Annotated in this window: 13 protein-coding genes; 2 read left to right on the forward strand and 11 right to left on the reverse strand. The window is 63.0% G+C overall.

All coding sequences use genetic code 11. The features are described from left to right. The first annotated feature begins 288 nt into the window (after positions 1 to 288). A complete protein-coding gene (gene aroA / locus GNK13_RS00055) occupies positions 289 to 1635 on the forward strand; it encodes a 3-phosphoshikimate 1-carboxyvinyltransferase (protein ID WP_164100385.1) in 1347 nt (448 codons plus the stop codon). Positions 1636 to 1837: 202 nt separating this feature from the next. Here aroA and GNK13_RS00060 read toward each other — a convergent pair whose 3' ends face one another. From GNK13_RS00060 to GNK13_RS00110, 11 genes are all read right to left on the reverse strand, one after another. Further along, positions 1838 to 2041: a hypothetical protein gene (locus tag GNK13_RS00060; protein ID WP_164100386.1), complete on the reverse strand. Its 204-nt coding sequence runs from the start codon at positions 2039 to 2041 to the stop codon at positions 1838 to 1840. Between the two features lie 456 nt (positions 2042 to 2497). Continuing rightward, entirely contained in the window at positions 2498 to 3868 is a 1371-nt protein-coding gene (locus tag GNK13_RS00065; RefSeq protein ID WP_164100387.1) for a nucleotide sugar dehydrogenase, read from the reverse strand. 161 nt (positions 3869 to 4029) lie between these two features. After that, complete coding sequence (gene asnB, locus GNK13_RS00070; protein WP_164100388.1) at positions 4030 to 5943, reverse strand: asparagine synthase (glutamine-hydrolyzing); 1914 nt, start codon at positions 5941 to 5943, stop codon at positions 4030 to 4032. Between the two features lie 29 nt (positions 5944 to 5972). Next, complete coding sequence (locus tag GNK13_RS00075; RefSeq protein WP_164100389.1) at positions 5973 to 6743, reverse strand: glycosyltransferase; 771 nt, start codon at positions 6741 to 6743, stop codon at positions 5973 to 5975. Positions 6744 to 7028: 285 nt separating this feature from the next. Further along, positions 7029 to 7643: a sugar transferase gene (locus GNK13_RS00080; RefSeq protein WP_164100390.1), complete on the reverse strand. Its 615-nt coding sequence runs from the start codon at positions 7641 to 7643 to the stop codon at positions 7029 to 7031. 113 nt (positions 7644 to 7756) lie between these two features. Beyond that, positions 7757 to 8953, reverse strand: coding sequence for a DegT/DnrJ/EryC1/StrS family aminotransferase (locus GNK13_RS00085; RefSeq protein WP_164100391.1), 1197 nt, complete (start codon positions 8951 to 8953; stop codon positions 7757 to 7759). Between the two features lie 27 nt (positions 8954 to 8980). Then, positions 8981 to 9619 carry a GNAT family N-acetyltransferase gene (locus GNK13_RS00090; RefSeq protein ID WP_164100392.1) on the reverse strand — a complete coding sequence of 213 codons (639 nt, stop codon included), beginning with the start codon at positions 9617 to 9619 and terminating at the stop codon, positions 8981 to 8983. Positions 9620 to 9663: 44 nt separating this feature from the next. After that, positions 9664 to 10932 carry a glycosyltransferase family 4 protein gene (locus tag GNK13_RS00095; RefSeq protein WP_261345374.1) on the reverse strand — a complete coding sequence of 423 codons (1269 nt, stop codon included), beginning with the start codon at positions 10930 to 10932 and terminating at the stop codon, positions 9664 to 9666. Between the two features lie 70 nt (positions 10933 to 11002). After that, the gene (locus GNK13_RS00100) at positions 11003 to 12178 is read right to left on the reverse strand and encodes a glycosyltransferase family 4 protein (protein WP_164100394.1); all 1176 of its coding nucleotides are present in this window, start codon (positions 12176 to 12178) and stop codon (positions 11003 to 11005) included. Then, positions 12175 to 13674 (reverse strand): hypothetical protein, encoded by a 1500-nt coding sequence (locus tag GNK13_RS00105; RefSeq protein WP_164100395.1) that lies wholly within the window; start codon positions 13672 to 13674, stop codon positions 12175 to 12177. The genes GNK13_RS00100 and GNK13_RS00105 overlap by 4 nt, the downstream gene beginning before the upstream one ends. Before the next feature lie 48 nt (positions 13675 to 13722). Beyond that, a complete protein-coding gene (locus GNK13_RS00110; protein ID WP_164100396.1) occupies positions 13723 to 14535 on the reverse strand; it encodes a class I SAM-dependent methyltransferase in 813 nt (270 codons plus the stop codon). Between the two features lie 361 nt (positions 14536 to 14896). On the opposite strand from GNK13_RS00110, the gene GNK13_RS00115 reads away from it, so the two are divergent. Beyond that, on the forward strand, positions 14897 to 16195 hold the full coding sequence (locus tag GNK13_RS00115) for a lipopolysaccharide biosynthesis protein (protein WP_203328854.1): 1299 nt from the start codon (positions 14897 to 14899) through the stop codon (positions 16193 to 16195). The last annotated feature ends 61 nt before the right edge of the window (positions 16196 to 16256 follow it).

The following is a 16256-nucleotide window of genomic DNA, read 5'->3' on the forward strand; positions in this document are numbered from 1 at the left end:
AGCCGGGAGCCGGGAGCCGGGAGCCGGGAGCAGGTAGCAGGTAGCAGGCAAGCGAGCGGCGACTTCGTACTCGTACTCAGCGCAGCGGTACTCGTACTCGTACTCAATTTGATTCACTCACCGTCCGTACCCAAGATTCGAGTACGTGTACCGCTTCGCGGAGTCCGAGTACCGCTTCGCTGAGTCCGATTGCCGCTGCGGCACGTACGAGCGAAGATGCACCGGCTCCCGGCTTCCTGCTCCCGGCTCCCGGCTTCCTGCTCCCTGAAACCTGAAACCTCCCTCCCTATGCCCGCTTCGCTCCCTTCGGCCCGTTGCGTTCAACTCGTTCCCGCCGGGCCGGTCGAGGGCCGGATCCGCCCGCCGGGCTCCAAAAGTCTCACCAACCGGGCGCTGATCTGTGCGGCGCTGGCCGAGGGCCGCTCGGTCCTCCGTGGGGCGCTCGAGAGTGAAGACACCGAAGTCATGGTCGGCGGGCTGCGGCAGGTGGGCGTCGAAGTGCGGGTCCGCGACAGCGGTCAGACGCTGGAGGTCGTCGGCATGGGCGGACGCCCCTCCCGGCCCGCTCTAGCGGAGCACGAGCCGCCGACCGAGATTTTTATTGCCAACAGCGGCACGACGATCCGCTTCCTCACCGCCGCCCTCTCGGCACTTGGGGGACGCTACCGATTGCACGGGGTCCCGCGGATGCACCAGCGTCCCATTGGCGACTTGGTCCGGGCTCTGAATCAGCTCGGCGGCGGAGTGACCGCGGAGTCCGAGGGCGGCTGCCCGCCGGTCTCGATCGACAGCCGCGGCTGGAGTGGGGAGCGGGTCGAGGTGGCCGGAGCGGTCAGCAGTCAGTACTTGAGCGGACTGTTGATGGCGGCCCCGGCTGCCGGGCGATCGATTCAGGTGCTCGTCGACGGCGAACTCGTCTCGCGGCCCTACGTGGAGATGACGGTGGCTCTGATGCACGCCTTTGGCGGGCGGGTCGAAACGCGCGACGAGCGAACATTCATCGTCGATGGCACCGCCCCCTATCGCGGCACCGACTACGAAATCGAACCAGACGCGTCAGCGGCCAGCTACCACTGGGCCGCTGCTGCGATCACTGGCGGAAGCGTGACGGTCGAGGGGCTCTCGCGAGACGCGCTGCAAGGGGACGTGGCCTTCGTCGACGTGCTCCAGCGGATGGGCTGTCGAGTCAGCGAAAGCGGCAACGGAATCACAGTCTCAGGGCGGGCTGCGCGAGGCGTCGATGTCGACATGAATGCGATCAGCGACACGGTGCAGACACTCGCCGTGGTGGCCTTATTCGCTGAAGGGCCGACGACGGTCCGTGGCGTCGGGCACAACCGCTTTAAGGAGACCGACCGCATTGGCGACCTGGCTCGCGAACTGCGGAAGTTGGGAGCGACGGTCGAGGAGCAACCCGACGGGATGCGGATCGAGCCCCTCGCGAGGCAGCGGGCCCCTCTGCAGCAGGTCGCTCTCGAGACCTATCACGACCACCGCATGGCAATGAGCCTCGCCTTGGCGGGGTTGGTGATTCCGGGGGTGCGGATTCTCGATCCCGCCTGCACCGCCAAAACCTACCCGCACTATTTTGCCGATTTGGAGCGGCTCCGCGGACAAGCCCACCGCTGGGAATGATGGCCAGGCTCAATAGGGCTTCGGCTCTCTTGGAAAACTGCGTTTCACCGCCATCCTCCCCCCGGGAGGGTCGGGCTCTTAGGCCCGGGGAGGGCCTGCAGAATCCGTTCGCGTTGAGACCTCTCCGCTGCCCAGTGCCCTCCCCGCTCGTTCCTCGCGACCCTCCCGGGGGGAGGGTGTCGGTTGGGTTTTCTAGCAGAGCTTAGGGCTGCTCGTGGTAGCCGAGGACTTCCGGAATCCACTCCGGCTCGCTCGTTGACTGCCGCAGGATTTCATCGACACGGTCCAGCAGGACCTGTTCACGCGGTGGCGCAAGATGGCTGGCCGGCTCTTGCCCTGCCACGAATTCGGCATGGCAGTGCTGGCAGGCGACTTCCCGGCCGAGCAGCTCGACTGAGATCCGCATGTGGCGCCCGCAAGTCGGGCACGGCTGAGTAAAGCGAGAAGGCATGGGCATCTCCGTCTGCCTCGACAAATCCGAATGTAATGGTCGTAAACTAGCCGTTCCGAGCCCGCAGTGCAACACGGGACGCCATTACGCCGACGCCGAGTGAATGGAAGACAAGAAACCGCAGCAGTTGCCAGGGTGCCGATGAGACTGATTCCGCAGGGGGCAGGTTCGCGCCGCGCGATGGCTCTGCTCTCTAACTTTGCCCCCGCGGCCCAGCCTAGTGGCCCAGCCCAGCGGCTTTGCCCCAGTGGCCCAGCCCAGCGGCTGTTTCTGGCTCGGCCCCGCTGGGCCTGTGTGGCAACGGTAGGCTCGTCGCTGCGGGTTTCAATCGCAAAGGCGACCCAACTCGTTCACCCGGCGCTCCTTGGAGCATGCCGGGCGAGGCCAGTAGACACTTGGGAAACGACTCGATTACGCCTTGCGAATCTTTTCGCGACCCGCGGTAACTCCCGCTGTGGCGTTTCGCGTGTCGACAATCAGGGGAGCGTGAGCCACGATCTGCTCGTAGTCGAAGGCGGAGTGGTCGGTGGCGATCAGCACGCAGTCCTGCGAGGCGAGAAACTCGTCGGTCAATTCGCGGCTCTCCATCGCCGGCAGATCGTGGTGCCGCATTGAAGGAAGTCGCGGCACGTGCGGGTCACTGTAGGTCAGGTCCGCGCCCCGCTGGAGAAGGAGTTCCATCAGCACGAACGAGGGGCTTTCGCGAGGGTCGTCGACATCTTTTTTGTAAGCCACCCCGAGCAGGCAAATTTTGCTGCCTTTGATCGGCTTGCCCGCTTCGTTCAAAAATTCTGCGAGGCGTCCGATGACGTACCGCGGCATCCCGGTGTTGACCTCGCCGGCGAGCTCGATGAAGCGGGTCGTCTGATCATGCTTGCGGGCCAGCCAGGACAGGTAGAACGGATCGATCGGGATGCAGTGACCGCCGAGGCCGGGACCGGGGTAAAATGCCTGAAAGCCGAAGGGCTTGGTTTTAGCGGCATTGATCACTTCCCAGACATCGATCCCGATCGCGTCGAACAGGATCTTCAGCTCGTTGACCAGGGCGATGTTGACTGAGCGGTAAATATTCTCGAGCACCTTGGCAGCCTCGGCCACTTCGCAGCTACTCACGGCGATCGTGCCGGCGACCGCCGAGCCGTAGAGCTGGCAGGCCAGATCGCGGCTGACTTCGTCCAGCCCCCCGACGACCTTGGGAATTTGCGCGGCGGAGAAATTTGGATTGCCCGGATCTTCCCGTTCGGGGCTGTAGGCGACGAAGAAGTCCTTGCCTGCGGTCAGCCCGTTCGACTCGAGGATCGGGACCATCACATCGCGGGTGGTCGTCGGGTAGGTCGTACTTTCCAGCACCACCAATTGTCCGGGGCGAAGCGCTTTGGCAATCGCTTGGCACGTCCCGACCACATACTTGAGGTCGGGATCGCGGGCGTCGGTCAGCGGGGTGGGAACGCAGATCAGCAGCACATCGGGTTCGGCCAACCGCCGCATGTCGGCGGTGGCGGTGAACATCTTGTCGCTCAGCCAGCCCGCGACGCGTGCCGAATCGATGTGCTTGATGTAGCTGCGGCCCGCGTTGAGGGCATCCACCTTGGAAGCATCGACGTCGAACCCTTGGCAGCTGAACCCGGCGCGGACGAAGGCATCGATCAAGGGCAAGCCGACATAGCCGAGCCCGATGATCCCGACCGTCGCGGTCCGCTGCTCGATCCGCGCTGCGAGCGCATCCCTTGCCGTCGTCTCTGTCACGGGGCCGCCAACTGCTGTGGGAACAGAATTCGTCATGGAAGAAGGGATCCTTTGCCGGCATGAGCTCTGAACGGGGATGCGGAGGAGTGGTCCCGAACGCCCGATCCTCGGCCCCACCCCACCCGCGGCCGGGTTACTGTATCAGCTCGCAAAGACACTTCAATCTTTTGCGGGCTCGCGTTCAGTTGGGCTCGCGTTTAGGCGGCCGCGAGTCGCGCCGGAGCGGTCTGGTGGGCACCGGGCAAGCCGATCCCATATTCTTTCCGCCACAGTTCAAAGACGGTCAAGCAGAACAGCCGCTGCACATTGCTTCGCCCACGCTGTTGGCCGGCGATCAGGTTCTCGATCGCCTGCGGGCGGAACAGCCGAGGGTCGGCTTCTCGCAGCACGCTCTGCATCATCTCGCCCCACGGGCCGTTGAACCACTGGGCCAGCGGCAACGAAAAACCTTGTTTGCGGCGGGTGTCGAGCGTCGGGGGGAGCAACCGTTCGCAGAGCCGCCGGGGCAGGATCTTGCGTTCGGCCGAGGTGGCGCGGAGCGCGTCGGGGGTCTGGCGAAAGGCGAACTCGATCAGCCGGTGATCGAGCCAGGGGGCCCGCACTTCCAGCGACGCAAGCATGCTGGCCCGGTCGACCTTGGTCAGGATGTCGTCGCAGAGATAGCTGCCAAAATCGGTCCGAGTCGCCTTCTGCACCGCGGTGCGGCCGCCGCGAGCGAGCGTCGTTTTGGCCGCCAACGTCCGCAGTGGATCAATTCCCGCGGCAGCCTCTTCGCTGAGCAGGGCTCGTCGGCCGCTCGTGTCAAAGAGGCTGTTGAATCGCGCACAGGCCTGGTCGGCATCGGCGAGCAGCGCGAGCGCCCAATTGCGGCCGCGAACTCCTTGGGGGCAGCCTCGCTCGAGGGCGGCCCGACCGAGGTGCCGCAGCGCCGCTGGGATCATCCGGCGGGGGCGGTCGAGTTGAGCCAACCAGCGGTGATGCAAGTATCCGCCGAACAATTCGTCGCAACCGTCGCCTCCGAGAGCCACCGTCGCGTGCTGGCGGATCTGTTCGCAGACCATGTAGGTGCAGATCATCGACGAATCGCCGATCGGGTCGTCGTACTGGGCTGCGAGGCGGGGCAGCAGATCGCACGACGTCGCCGGCGCTTCGAGCTCGATGTGCTCGGTGTCGAAGTAGCGAGAGACTTCGCGGGCGTGGACCGATTCGTCGTAGCCGCCATGGCCGGGAAAGGTGATCGTAAAGGTTTTGATGCGGCGGGCCGAAGCGCGTGCGGCCAGCGCCGTCACCAGACTCGAATCGACCCCGCCGCTGAGCATCACGCCGACCGGCACGTCGGCAACCAGTTGCTGGCGAACGCTCTCGCTCAGCAGCGCCTCGAGCCGATCGGTCATCTCCTCGGCGTCCACCCTCTCCCCCGAATCGAGTTCCGGGAGCGACCAGTACCGCCGCTGTTCGAGTCGGTCGCTCGCCGGGTGATAGCTCATGCAGCAGCCGGCTGGCAGACGCTGGACGCCCTCGATCATCGTGCGCTCGCCGATCGCGTAGCCGTAGGCGAGGAACTGGTCGAACGACTCGAGGTCGAGGGTCGCTGGCACGAGCTCCGAGGCGAGGAGCGCTTTGATCTCCGACGCGAAGATCAACCGGCCCGCCTGGTGGTAGTAGAACAGCGGTTTTTCGCCCGCCCGATCGCGAGCCAGGAACAGCCGCCCGGTGCGGCGATCGTAAATCGCCAGCGCGAACATCCCCACCAGGCGGTCGAGAAACGCTTCGCCCCACTGCCGGTAGGCGGCCAGCAAGACTTCGGTGTCCGTGGCGGTCCGGAACGCATGTCCCAGCCCGCGGAGTTCGCTCCGCAACTCGCGGTAGTTGTAGATCTCCCCATTGAACACGATCACGATCTGCTGGTGGGCGTCCTCCATCGGCTGCCGCCCGTCGGCAGAGAGATCGATGATGGCCAGCCGGCGATGCCCCAGCCCCACCCCTTCGCTCCCCTGGTACCAAAGCCCGGCGGCATCGGGACCGCGATGGGCGAATGTGTCCCGCATCTTCGCCAGCGTGCTTTGGGCGAGCATGCCCGAGCTGGTCGCGATTCCAACAATTCCGCACATGAGTCCGTTCCTTCGGGTGCGCTGGCGAGCTATCGCAGTCGAGTTTGGCGAAGCCCGAGACGGGTCAGGCTTGTCGCGGCCAGAAAGCGAGCGGGGTAGACGTAGTTATGCAGCGGCGCCCGGTCACGCCACACGCCGCGGCTGAGGACCCAAGTCCCATACAGCATCGCGGTCAGCTTCATCTTGGTGCGGACGCAGTAGCGGAGGAGCGGTTCTTGCAGATTGTGGTATCGAAACTCCCCCCTGCCCCGCATCCAGAGATCGTAATCCTGCGAGCGACGGAGCGACGCGTCGTAGCCTCCGGTCCGCTCGAGGAAGCTGCGGCGCATCATCACCGAGGGATGGATGAAGGGTGTTTCACGGTAGATCTTCCCGCACAACTCCGCATGGCTCTCCGGACGTCGGGCAATTCCCAGCTCCGTCCCCTGGCTATCGAACAGCTCGGCGGCCGTGCCGAGCACATCGACGTCGGCGTGCGAACGCAGGAACTGCTGTTGCCGCTCGAGCCGCTCCGGGAACATCCAGTCGTCCCCGTCCATGCGGGCGATCAAATCGTGCCGGGCCGCTTGCCAGCCAATGTTTAAGGAAGCGGCGAGCCCCAGGTTTTGGCGGTTGCGAAGGATGCGGATCCGGCTGTCCGCCGCTGCAAACTCCCGCAAGATCTCCGCCGTTCGGTCGGTCGATGCGTCGTCGATCGCGACCAACTCCCAATCCGGATCGCTCTGCTCGACAATGCTGGCGAGCGCGCGGGCGAGGGTCGCCTGTTCGTTATGCACCGCCATGACAACCGAGACACCCACTGCAATCCACTCCAAAGGTTGAGCCGGTCGCGATCGTAGAATAAGCCGCAGAATCGACCAACGGCAGTTTTACAGGCGCTCCGTTAGACGCTGTCGGAAACCCCCTCTTCCCCATTACTCTCCCCCCGGGAGGGTCGGGCTCTCAGGCCCGGGGAGGGCCAGCTGGATCCGTTCGCATTGAGGCCTCGGCGTCGCGGATCGCCCTCCCTGCTCGTTCCTCACGACCCTCCCGGAGAGGGTGCCGGATCGGTTTTCTCGCAGAGCGTAGCGGCCCCCACTGCGTCTTCAGGCGGCTCGCCTCGGCGCGACCACCCGGGCCGCGGTGCGAGCGATGACCAGGGCATCCGAGCGGAGGGTCCGCCGCTCGAGATAATCGAGGTCGAGTTGCAATTTGGCGGGCAGAATTCGATCGCAATACTGCTGTTCCCAGTCCTCCCCTTGGAGCTGCGATTCTTCGTCGCTGAACGCCAACGAAGCAACTCCCGTCAACCCGGGCGGATGATCGAGCAACCGCCGTTGTTCCTCGGAATACATCGCCACGTAGCGGGGGTCTTCTGGACGCGGCCCCACGAGCGACATCTCGCCTCGCAGGACGTTGATCAGCTGAGGCAACTCGTCGAGCTTGGTCCGCCGCAGAAATTTCCCGAGCGGCGTGACCCGCGAGTCTCCGAGTGTGGTGATCGCGGGGCCTCGACGATCCGCATCGACGCACATCGAGCGGAATTTCAGCAAATGAAACGGCTTTCCCTGACGCCCGAGCCGGGTCGCCCGATAGAACGCGGGGCCGCCATCCTGCAGCCGGCATGCGATCGCGATCGTCATCAAGAGCGGAGACAGCACCACCAAAGCCGCGGTGGAAGCCAGGATATCGACACAGCGACGAATTGTTGAAGCATTCATCTCAGTTCATCTTCCCACGCCCGCAGGCGGAACAGGTTCAGCCCCTGTTAGAAACACCCTTTCACCATTACCCTCCCGGGAGGAGGGTGTCGTGCTGGGTTCTCTCGCAGCGCCTAGGCTGCGGCAGCGACCGTGAGGTTCCGCTGCTGGTGGAACTGACGGCCAATATCCAATACGACGTTCGTCACTCGCGAGACTTCTTGCGGCGTCATCGACGAGTAGATTGGTAAAGAAATTTCTCGCGCGTATTGTTGGTAAGCCTGCGGGTAGGACTCGGGCTTATACCCATACCGCTGCGCGTAGTAAGGATGGATGTGCAAGGGGATAAAATGCACGCTCACGCCGATCCCGCGGTCTCGCAGACGCGAGATGAACTCGTCGCGATCGATCGAGAGTCGATCGGGGTTGAGCCGCAGCATGTAGAGATGCCAGGCGTGCATCCGATCAGGCAACGCGGTCGGGAGGCTGCACCAGTCTTCGTTGGCAAAAGCCGCTTGATAGCAGGCCGCAATTTCCGCCCGGCGCTCCCGCATCGCCGACGCTCGACTCAATTGGACACGTCCCATCGCCGAGGCCATGTCCGTCAGGTTGTACTTATAGCCCGGCTCGGTAATTTCATACTTCCACGAACCGGCGGCCGTGTATCGTTTCCATGCGTCCTTGCTGATCCCGTGCAGGGCCATGATCCGGCAGCGATCGGCGATCTTCGCATCATTGGTGCAAATCATCCCCCCTTCGCCGGTCGTCATCGTTTTGGTTGCATAGAAGCTGAAGCAGGTAGTCGTGCTGAGCGAGCCAATTTTCTGGCCGCCGTAGGTTGCCGGAAATGCGTGGGCGGCATCTTCGATTACGGGTAAGCCATGTCGATCCGCGATCTCGTGGATCGGTTTCAATTCGCAGGCTTGGCCAGCAATGTGAACCGGAATAATCGCTTTGGTTCGCGGGGTGATCGCCTCGGCGATGCGTCCGGGGTCGATGTTGCAAGAGATCGGGTCGACGTCGACCAGGATTGGATCCGCATCAAAGTAACGGATCACTTCGGCCGTGGCAGCGAAGGTATAAGGCGTGGTGATAACCTGGTCTCCTCGCTGAATCCCGAGGGCTTCGAGCGATAGGTGCAGGGCGGCGGTACAGCTGTTGACCGCGATCGCATGTTGGCAACCAACCTCGGCGGCGAACTCGCTCTCGAAGCGGTGGGTCAATGCACCCGTCGTCAGCCATCCGCTACGAAGGGCCTCGACGACGGCCTCGACTTCGGCTTCTCCAATGTCGGGGCGGGCGAACGGTAAGAAATCGGTGTCGCAGCTCATTTCGTCCATCCGCTGGGTGTCTAAAGCTCAGGCCGCATCGCGTCGGCCTCGGGAGCCAAGCTCAATCACGTATTCGTTCATCTGCCGTCCCTCGGAGGTGACGAACTGCTGCTTCAAACGAAACCCGTGATGCAGGTAAAAGGCATTCACCGCATCATTGGCGTCGCGGTCCGTGGTCAGGCAGACGGCTTGTACCCCAAACAGGGCCATCCGATCAAGAAAGCTTTCGATCAACCGGCCTCCGATACCTTGGCCAGCGCAACGCGGATCGACCGCGATCGACATCAGCAGCGCCGCACCCTGGCGATTCTCTCCCTGTCCGCTCGACTCGCTGCGACGGAGCGAATGCAGCACCCGGGGGAGAATCTGCGGCCGGCGGATAAGGGAAGGCAATGCAGCGATCGCAAACCGCAGAAACTGGCTGCGGATCAGACGCATAAAGCAACTCTGCGACTCTCCCACGCCGGCCGCAAAGCCAACGAGTCGGCCTTGGGGATCGCTGGCGGTCAGCACAAGACCCGTGGGGTCGCGCTCAATCGCCAGGTACAGCGTTCGCAGGAAACGGGGGCCAAGCGAAGTCAGAAAGAAGTTCGGGAAAGCAGACATATGCAAGTCTGCCATGGCGGTGAGCTGATCGACTCGAGCGGTCTTGATAGAAATCGTCATCGCCGACCGCCCTCCCTGGCGGCTCCCGGAGTGATCCAGGCTGCTCATGGGGCACTCGCGAGGGCTGTGGGATGAGCGTTCGCACCGGCAGCCGATTCCAAGATGTCGGCGAGTCTGGACACGCACTGTTGACGGCCGAAATGCTCGACAGCGTAGAGCCGCCCCGCGGCACCCTTTTGGAGAGCCTCGCGTGGGCGATCGAGCATCGTGAGCACGGCTTGGCCCAGCGCCAGCGGATCGGCGGGCTGGACGATGGACCCGCAATCGGCTCGCCGGATCACCGCGGCCGTCTCACTCGCCTCTTCGACCGCTGCGATGATCGGGCGGCCGGCCAGCATGTAGGCGATCATTTTGCTCGGAACGCTGGCGCTGGCACCGCCCGCACAAGTCGGCAGCAGCATCACGTCCGCCAAACCTTGGACATCATTGAAGTCTTCGTTGCGGAGCGGATGGATGAACTGCACGTTCTCGAGTTGTCGTTGGGCTGCGAGGGCCTCCAGCCTCTGCCGTTCGCTGCCGTCGCCCGCGATCACGAATCGCACGTCCGCGCGACCCGCGATTGAACTGGCCGCGTCGAGGATGGAATCGACATTGGCGGTTGATCCAATGTTGCCCGCAAACATCGCCACACGGGTCTCGGCAGGGATCCCCAAGGCACTGCGAAGCCGGTTTTCCCGGCTGGTGGGTTTGACGCGATCGGCATCCATCCAGTTGGGAACCGTGTGCAGCCGCTCCGGAGGGACCCCACGATCGTCCCGGTACAAGTTGGTGAATGCCGGGCAGATCGTGGCGATGGCCTGAGCTCGCCTCGCCACGTAACCGTCCGTCCGTCGCAACAGATTCGCCAGAGGGCCGCGGGGAGAGATTCCGCTGGTCAGGGTCGCCGCTTCGGGATGAACGTCTTGCACCGAGAGGACGAAGGGGATCCCCCGCAGACACCGGATCAAGGGCAGGCCGAGACCACCCAGCACTGGCCAGGTGTTTGCATAGATGATATCGGCCCGGTTGAAAAACGCGGCAAGGCTTGAGAACGTTCCGAATGCCGCATACTCGAGGGATCGGCCGACGAGGGAGCGGCGCGGCAAAAAGGGAACCGGCAGACGCACGATCTCATAGCCGTCCGCATGTTTCTCGGACTGAGGGAACCAGCGGCTGTAACCCGCCATGACGCGTGAACCCGGACGCGTCGGCATGGGGGCCACGACACGCACATCATGTCCTCGTTGCACCAAACCAGCTGCAAGGTCGGCGCTCGTGCCGGCCGATGTGACTGGCTCCGGCGGAAAGACGCAGCTGAGAATCAGTACACGCACCTAAAACTCTCCTTCCGTGGAACTCCAGGTCCCCTGGCCGCTGGCCATGGGGAGCCGACGTCGGCTCGTTCTATGCCGCCTGCCTGGATGGCTCGGCGACCGCCGCCTCCAGGATTGCCCGCAGGGTCCTCGTGGCGGTTTTGACGTGACCATCGAGCTGATCCGCTCGCCGCCGTGCGGCGATTTGTAAGCGTCGCCGCAGCTCCGCGTCGGTCATGCTCCGTTCGATCGCAGCTGCGATCGACGTGGGATCATAGGGATCAAAGTAAACCGCCGCATCACCAGCCATCTCCGGCATCGCGCCGATGTCGGAGCTTGCGATCACCGCACCCGCGGAGAGAGCCTCCATGAGAGCAGTCGGACAATTTTCACAGGTCGACGGAAAAGCAAACAGTTCGCAGCGAGCGAGAAGTGAGGGGATATCCGCCGGTTGGATGTCACCGAGCAATTGGATGCGATCGGAACAGCCCAAACGCTCGATCGTGGCGATGATCTTTTCTCGATAGCGGCTGCCGGTATAGACCCCTCCGGCAATCAGCAGCTGAACATCTTGCATCGCGGTATGATCCCGCAGCCGTGCAAATCCCTCGACCAGTTCGACGATGTTCTTGTAAGGCTGAAGATGGGACACGCAGAGCAGGAACCGCGAGGGCAACTGCAGCGGCGCTCCCGAGGGTGCCTGCCGGTTCGGAAGGTCGCGATCCACGGCCCGCGGAATGACCGTGAACCGCTGGCGTGGCAGCTTCAGCGAAGTGCTGAGCAGGTCGGCGAAATCGTTGGATCCCACGATGATCCGCTCCGCGCGGCGGCTGGCTCGATGCACGGCATGAGCCAAGATCCGGAAGCGCAGCCATGACTTCAAGCCGACACGCCGCCATCCGCAATGCGATGAAAACGGGGCCGCGTTTTGAAAAACCACCGTGGTCGGAATCCGGATCCCGCGGGGAACCGTGTTGCCGGGACAGAACAGCACATCGGGCTGATGATCGCAAAGTAGTTTGGGCAGCGTGACGTGCTCGGCGAACTGCCTTCCGAGCATCCCTCGGTCCGCCTCCGGGAGCACGAGGACCTGCAGTCCGGCGACCGGCGATGCGGCGAGGATCCGAGCTACGTACGGGGATGCAAAAAGCAACACCTGATGCTCCCGCAGCACACCCTGTTGCTCCCAGCATCGCAGCAGGCTTTGGAGGTTTTTCAGGCTCCCCCCGGAGGCTTTGAAAAGCGCGTTGATCGCTATTTTTGTCATGCCGTCTGTTGTCCACGTCGGAGGACGTCATGGTGGAAATGGGGAACCGAACCGATGCGATGCACGACGATAAGGATCCCGCAGCCCATCAGTCCGCGGATGAGATTCATGTCGCCGTACCAAAGCCAGAGCATGGAGACGGTCACAACGCATCCGTAAAGGACGCGATTGCCCAACCCATGACCCTGCGCCAGGAGTTCGCAACGTGTGACGAAGAAGCCCATCAAGGCCATGATGGCGAACACGCCCAAAATGCCAAAATTGTTATACGGGACGACGCAGGGGTGCACGCCTCCTCCACAGAGCGGGTCGTACCACCAGTTGGGCGAATTGGTACCATCCATGGGCCTCTTGTAACCCACTGCCTGCGTGATCATTCCCGGTGGCAGACTGAGCAGGTAGTCCACATAGGTGCTTCCATGCTTGAGATCGATGTCGGATCTCGCTTCCTCGGCGACCATGCCCAAATTCGTTAGCAGCACACCGGTCCAGGTGTTCAAGGTTAACGCCCGCTTGGGGATGGTCGATAGCTCCGCCAATGCGCTCTCGCCGGTGCTCAGCGTGGAGCGAAGGAATCCAAGGGAGATGAGGACGCAAATGATCGCAATTGAAGGCACCGTGACGTACGCCGCGCGGCGCAGCTTTTCGCGGTTTCGCAGCAGCCAGTTTTTGCTTTGGTGACCGCTGGTCAGGTAAAGCGCAACGATACCAGCCAGCAAACCCGTGCATTCACGGTCGCCCCGCATGAGCTGGAGCACCACCACGATATAGAGGCTGGCAGCGGCTATCCAGATGCGTTTCTCGCCACGCCGCTTACTTCCCGAGGGCTCGTTCTCACTATCGATGTAGAGCAGAATCAGGATCAGGTATGAAACCAGAAACGACGCGTTGAAGTTTAGATTCGCGCCGGCGGATGTTGCCGCTTCCGACGCATAACTGGCCTCCCAGATCGTTTTGCTGGGGGCCGATAGCTGGGATAGCAATACCGCAGCTACCAGCAGGATAAAGAAGGGAACTGCCGAGAGGACTCGCGGACGGGGTTGCGTGGACTCTCGCGGAGGTTGGACACCGATTGCTGATCGAAGGTGAATCCCACAGGCAAGCCCCGTCAAACCGCAAATGCCGATCCACACCATCCTGGCATTGAGCACGGGGTCCAGGCACAGCGGCACCGCCATGGGCGTCTCCCACCAGACGAAGTCCTGGTCGAAGAGATACCCGACTGTCGCGCTGAACGGCAACGCGTAGAGAAACAGCGTCAGGCGAGGGAGAATGCTGAACGCGGTTGTGGATGCGGTGAGCAGTGCCAGAGCGGTGAGCATCGCCGCCATCAGAACGACAGCCCGGAGGGGCGGTACGCTATCGCTGACAAGAATCCCACAGGCGACCAACCCGCCCAGAGCCCAGCTGGCCGCTTGATAGCCGCTCGAGATCTTCGCCGACCGAGCCATGCCGGGAAGGGCAGCGTGGCGGGGCGGCGGAATTTCGGCAAACATGCCGCCGATCGCCGGCGATGTTTTAGATCCGATCACGTTTGACCCTGGTTAGCTGTGCTTGACGCCTAGGACGTGGTATCCCACCGTGGCCGTCTGTTCGAGTTGCAGTGCATCGAGCGGTCTGGCGCAGAGCGGAAGCAAGATGCGGAAAAGCGGTAGGGTCAGGAGCCAACCCAACCCGAGAAGTGGCCAGTAGCGGGTGTGTTGGCGTGCAAACTTCGGACGGAGGTAGGCGCTGCACCGCTCACCTTCTTGAGCGAGCAATCCAAAGAAACCTCGGTTGCGTTCAATGCTGGCCACTTGGACGCCCACCTCCGGCAGGAATTTCTGATACCAATGAGGTGTGTAGCCGCCATAGAAATGATAGGGCTCCTGGTGCAGTTCGGAGCCTTGGGGTGCCGACAGAATCAGCTTGCCGCCAGGACGGAGCAGTCGCGACATCTCGCGTATCGCAGCGATGGGCTCCGGAACATGCTCGAGAACCTCGGTGCAGAGAATTGCATCGAAGGATTCATCGGCAGCAGGGATCGCAGTGATATCCGAGGTATAAGTGAGCGGAGTATAGCTGCCGATGGTGGCAGGCTCCTGGCCAAAGTCCTGCGAGGAATATTCGCAGTGTTGAAAGAGGTGCCGGTAGGGACCACAACCGGCGCCCACATCCAGGATTCGAGTGCCAGGTGCGAGCTGTGAGGCTTGCTGCTGCACCCACCGGTCGCGGTTATAGCGATTGAATCTCGTGAACGAGTGGAGCCAGCGGGGTAGTCGCCGTCCGCTCCCGACGCCCGCTGCGCCCTGTCCGGCTTTCGGGGTCGCGATGGTTTCCGAAAGCGTTTGCCGTGAACCGGTCAATGTGGCGGACATCCGATGCGTTCCCCGTGAGTTGGGTTGGCTTAATCAAAGAGCGATTTAGGTAGCACTCATCATTCCATGTGCGGCTGCGAACTATCAGCCCGAGTGTTCAATTCTGTCAATCCCGATTTTTTCGACTGGCCTTCGAATCCGGGGCGGTTTCGAATCACCGTTCCCCGCTTTGGAGGCATTTGCTACGTTCCGCGGGGTCCGATTTCCCCGGGGAAGCGGGCGGCTCGGATGGCGGCCGGTGTGAGAGCCCCGAACAAAAAGTAGAAGCGGGATGAGAGCGACATCTGAGGCGACCGGTAGCAGCGCTAAATGGAGCGGCCCGTCGATCGCATTTTTCGCGGGGATCCGTGGGCGTGGCCTCATGCAGGAAACGGCGTGGCTGGCCTTGGGGAAACTCTTGGCGGCCGTCGGTGCGATTGCAGCGGTTCGCTTCCTGACCGACGCGCTGCCGCCGGCTGAATATGGTGATTTGATGTTGGGCGTGTCCGGTGCGATGCTGGCCCAGTCGTTCTTGTTCTCGCCGCTCTCGACGACCCTCCAGCGGTTCTACATCGCTTCTTGTGAAAACGAGACCGGTTGGGGGTATTGGCGTGCCGCGATGTTGGCGCTTAGCGTCGTCATCGGTTTGGTGCTGCTCGTGGGGCTTGCGCTGATTCTGGGGCTGACCGTGATGGGGCACTGGGAAACGTGGCCGTTAATCGCTGCCACGATCCTCTTTGCTATCGCTGTCGGAGTGGGGGGAATATTTGACGGGATCCAGAATGCTGCCCGGAATCGGCGGCTGGTTGCGGTCCATCAAGCCATCGACCCATGGCTGCGGATCGGCATGGCGCTCGCTTTGACGACTTGGATGGGAGCGATCGGTTGGGCCGGGATGGCCGGTTTCGCGCTCGCATCTGCCCTGACGGTCGGTTCGCGATGGTGGTTTTTCCAGCCGCAGCGGCAGGCTTTCCGCCGCCAGTCCGGGTCGGTCCGCGAGAGTCGCATCGAGATGCTCGCTTACGCCTGGCCGATTGTGTGTTGGGGATTTTGCTTATGGGTCACGGGCGCCTGTGATCGTTGGACGTTGCGGATCTTCTCCGACGCGGCGGAAGTGGGGCAGTACGCCGTCCTCTTCCAGCTGGGGATCTACCCGTTGCTGATGATCACCGATCTGGTCCAGCAACTGCTGAGCCCCCTCTTCTTCAGCCGCGCCGGCGATGGCCGCGATCGCCAGCGGATGCAAAACGTGTTTCAGCTCCAGTGGTATGTGTTGGCCGGCACGTTCCCCTTGGTAATCGCGGCGACGGCGACGGCCTGGCTTCTGAGCGACTGGATCTTGTACTTTTTTGCCGCTCCGGCTTATCGAGACTGCGCTCCTCTGTTGCCGCTGATGACGTTTGCCGGCGGGCTGGCCGCGAGCGAGCGAGTGGCCGGGTTGGCGTTGGTCTGCGGCCGCAGTGTGCAGCCGCTCTTGCCGGTTCGCGTCGGAGGCAGCCTGCTGATCTGCGGGCTGTGTCTGATCGGCGGAGCCTGGCAGGGAATGACGGGAATCGTCGGGGCGCTGCTGGCCGGGCACGCGGTGATGTGTGCTTGGACGCTGTGGTTGGTCCGCCGCGAAGGGGCGCAGTGGAACGCGCCTCGGGCCGTCGTCGAGCCGCCTCTCGCGACCGCTGCCTAATCTCGCTCCGAGTCGCGGCCCTTTCCGGTTCGCGGCCCCTTCTGGTTCGCGGGGCTCCTCA

It is taken from the genome of Candidatus Laterigemmans baculatus (assembly GCF_010367455.1).
GTDB lineage: Bacteria > Planctomycetota > Planctomycetia > Pirellulales > Pirellulaceae > Laterigemmans > Laterigemmans baculatus.

Bases quoted from the DNA above. Each gene is read 5' to 3' on its own strand.
- aroA (WP_164100385.1), top strand. From the start codon at position 289: ATGCCCGCTTCGCTCCCTTCGGCCCGTTGCGTTCAACTCGTTCCCGCC.
- GNK13_RS00060 (WP_164100386.1), bottom strand. From the start codon at position 2,041: ATGCGGATCTCAGTCGAGCTGCTCGGCCGGGAAGTCGCCTGCCAGCAC.
- GNK13_RS00065 (WP_164100387.1), bottom strand. From the start codon at position 3,868: ATGACGAATTCTGTTCCCACAGCAGTTGGCGGCCCCGTGACAGAGACG.
- asnB (WP_164100388.1), bottom strand. From the start codon at position 5,943: ATGTGCGGAATTGTTGGAATCGCGACCAGCTCGGGCATGCTCGCCCAA.
- GNK13_RS00080 (WP_164100390.1), bottom strand. From the start codon at position 7,643: ATGAATGCTTCAACAATTCGTCGCTGTGTCGATATCCTGGCTTCCACC.
- GNK13_RS00085 (WP_164100391.1), bottom strand. From the start codon at position 8,953: ATGAGCTGCGACACCGATTTCTTACCGTTCGCCCGCCCCGACATTGGA.
- GNK13_RS00090 (WP_164100392.1), bottom strand. From the start codon at position 9,619: ATGACGATTTCTATCAAGACCGCTCGAGTCGATCAGCTCACCGCCATG.
- GNK13_RS00100 (WP_164100394.1), bottom strand. From the start codon at position 12,178: ATGACAAAAATAGCGATCAACGCGCTTTTCAAAGCCTCCGGGGGGAGC.
- GNK13_RS00105 (WP_164100395.1), bottom strand. From the start codon at position 13,674: ATGTTTGCCGAAATTCCGCCGCCCCGCCACGCTGCCCTTCCCGGCATG.
- GNK13_RS00110 (WP_164100396.1), bottom strand. From the start codon at position 14,535: ATGTCCGCCACATTGACCGGTTCACGGCAAACGCTTTCGGAAACCATC.
- GNK13_RS00115 (WP_203328854.1), top strand. From the start codon at position 14,897: ATGCAGGAAACGGCGTGGCTGGCCTTGGGGAAACTCTTGGCGGCCGTC.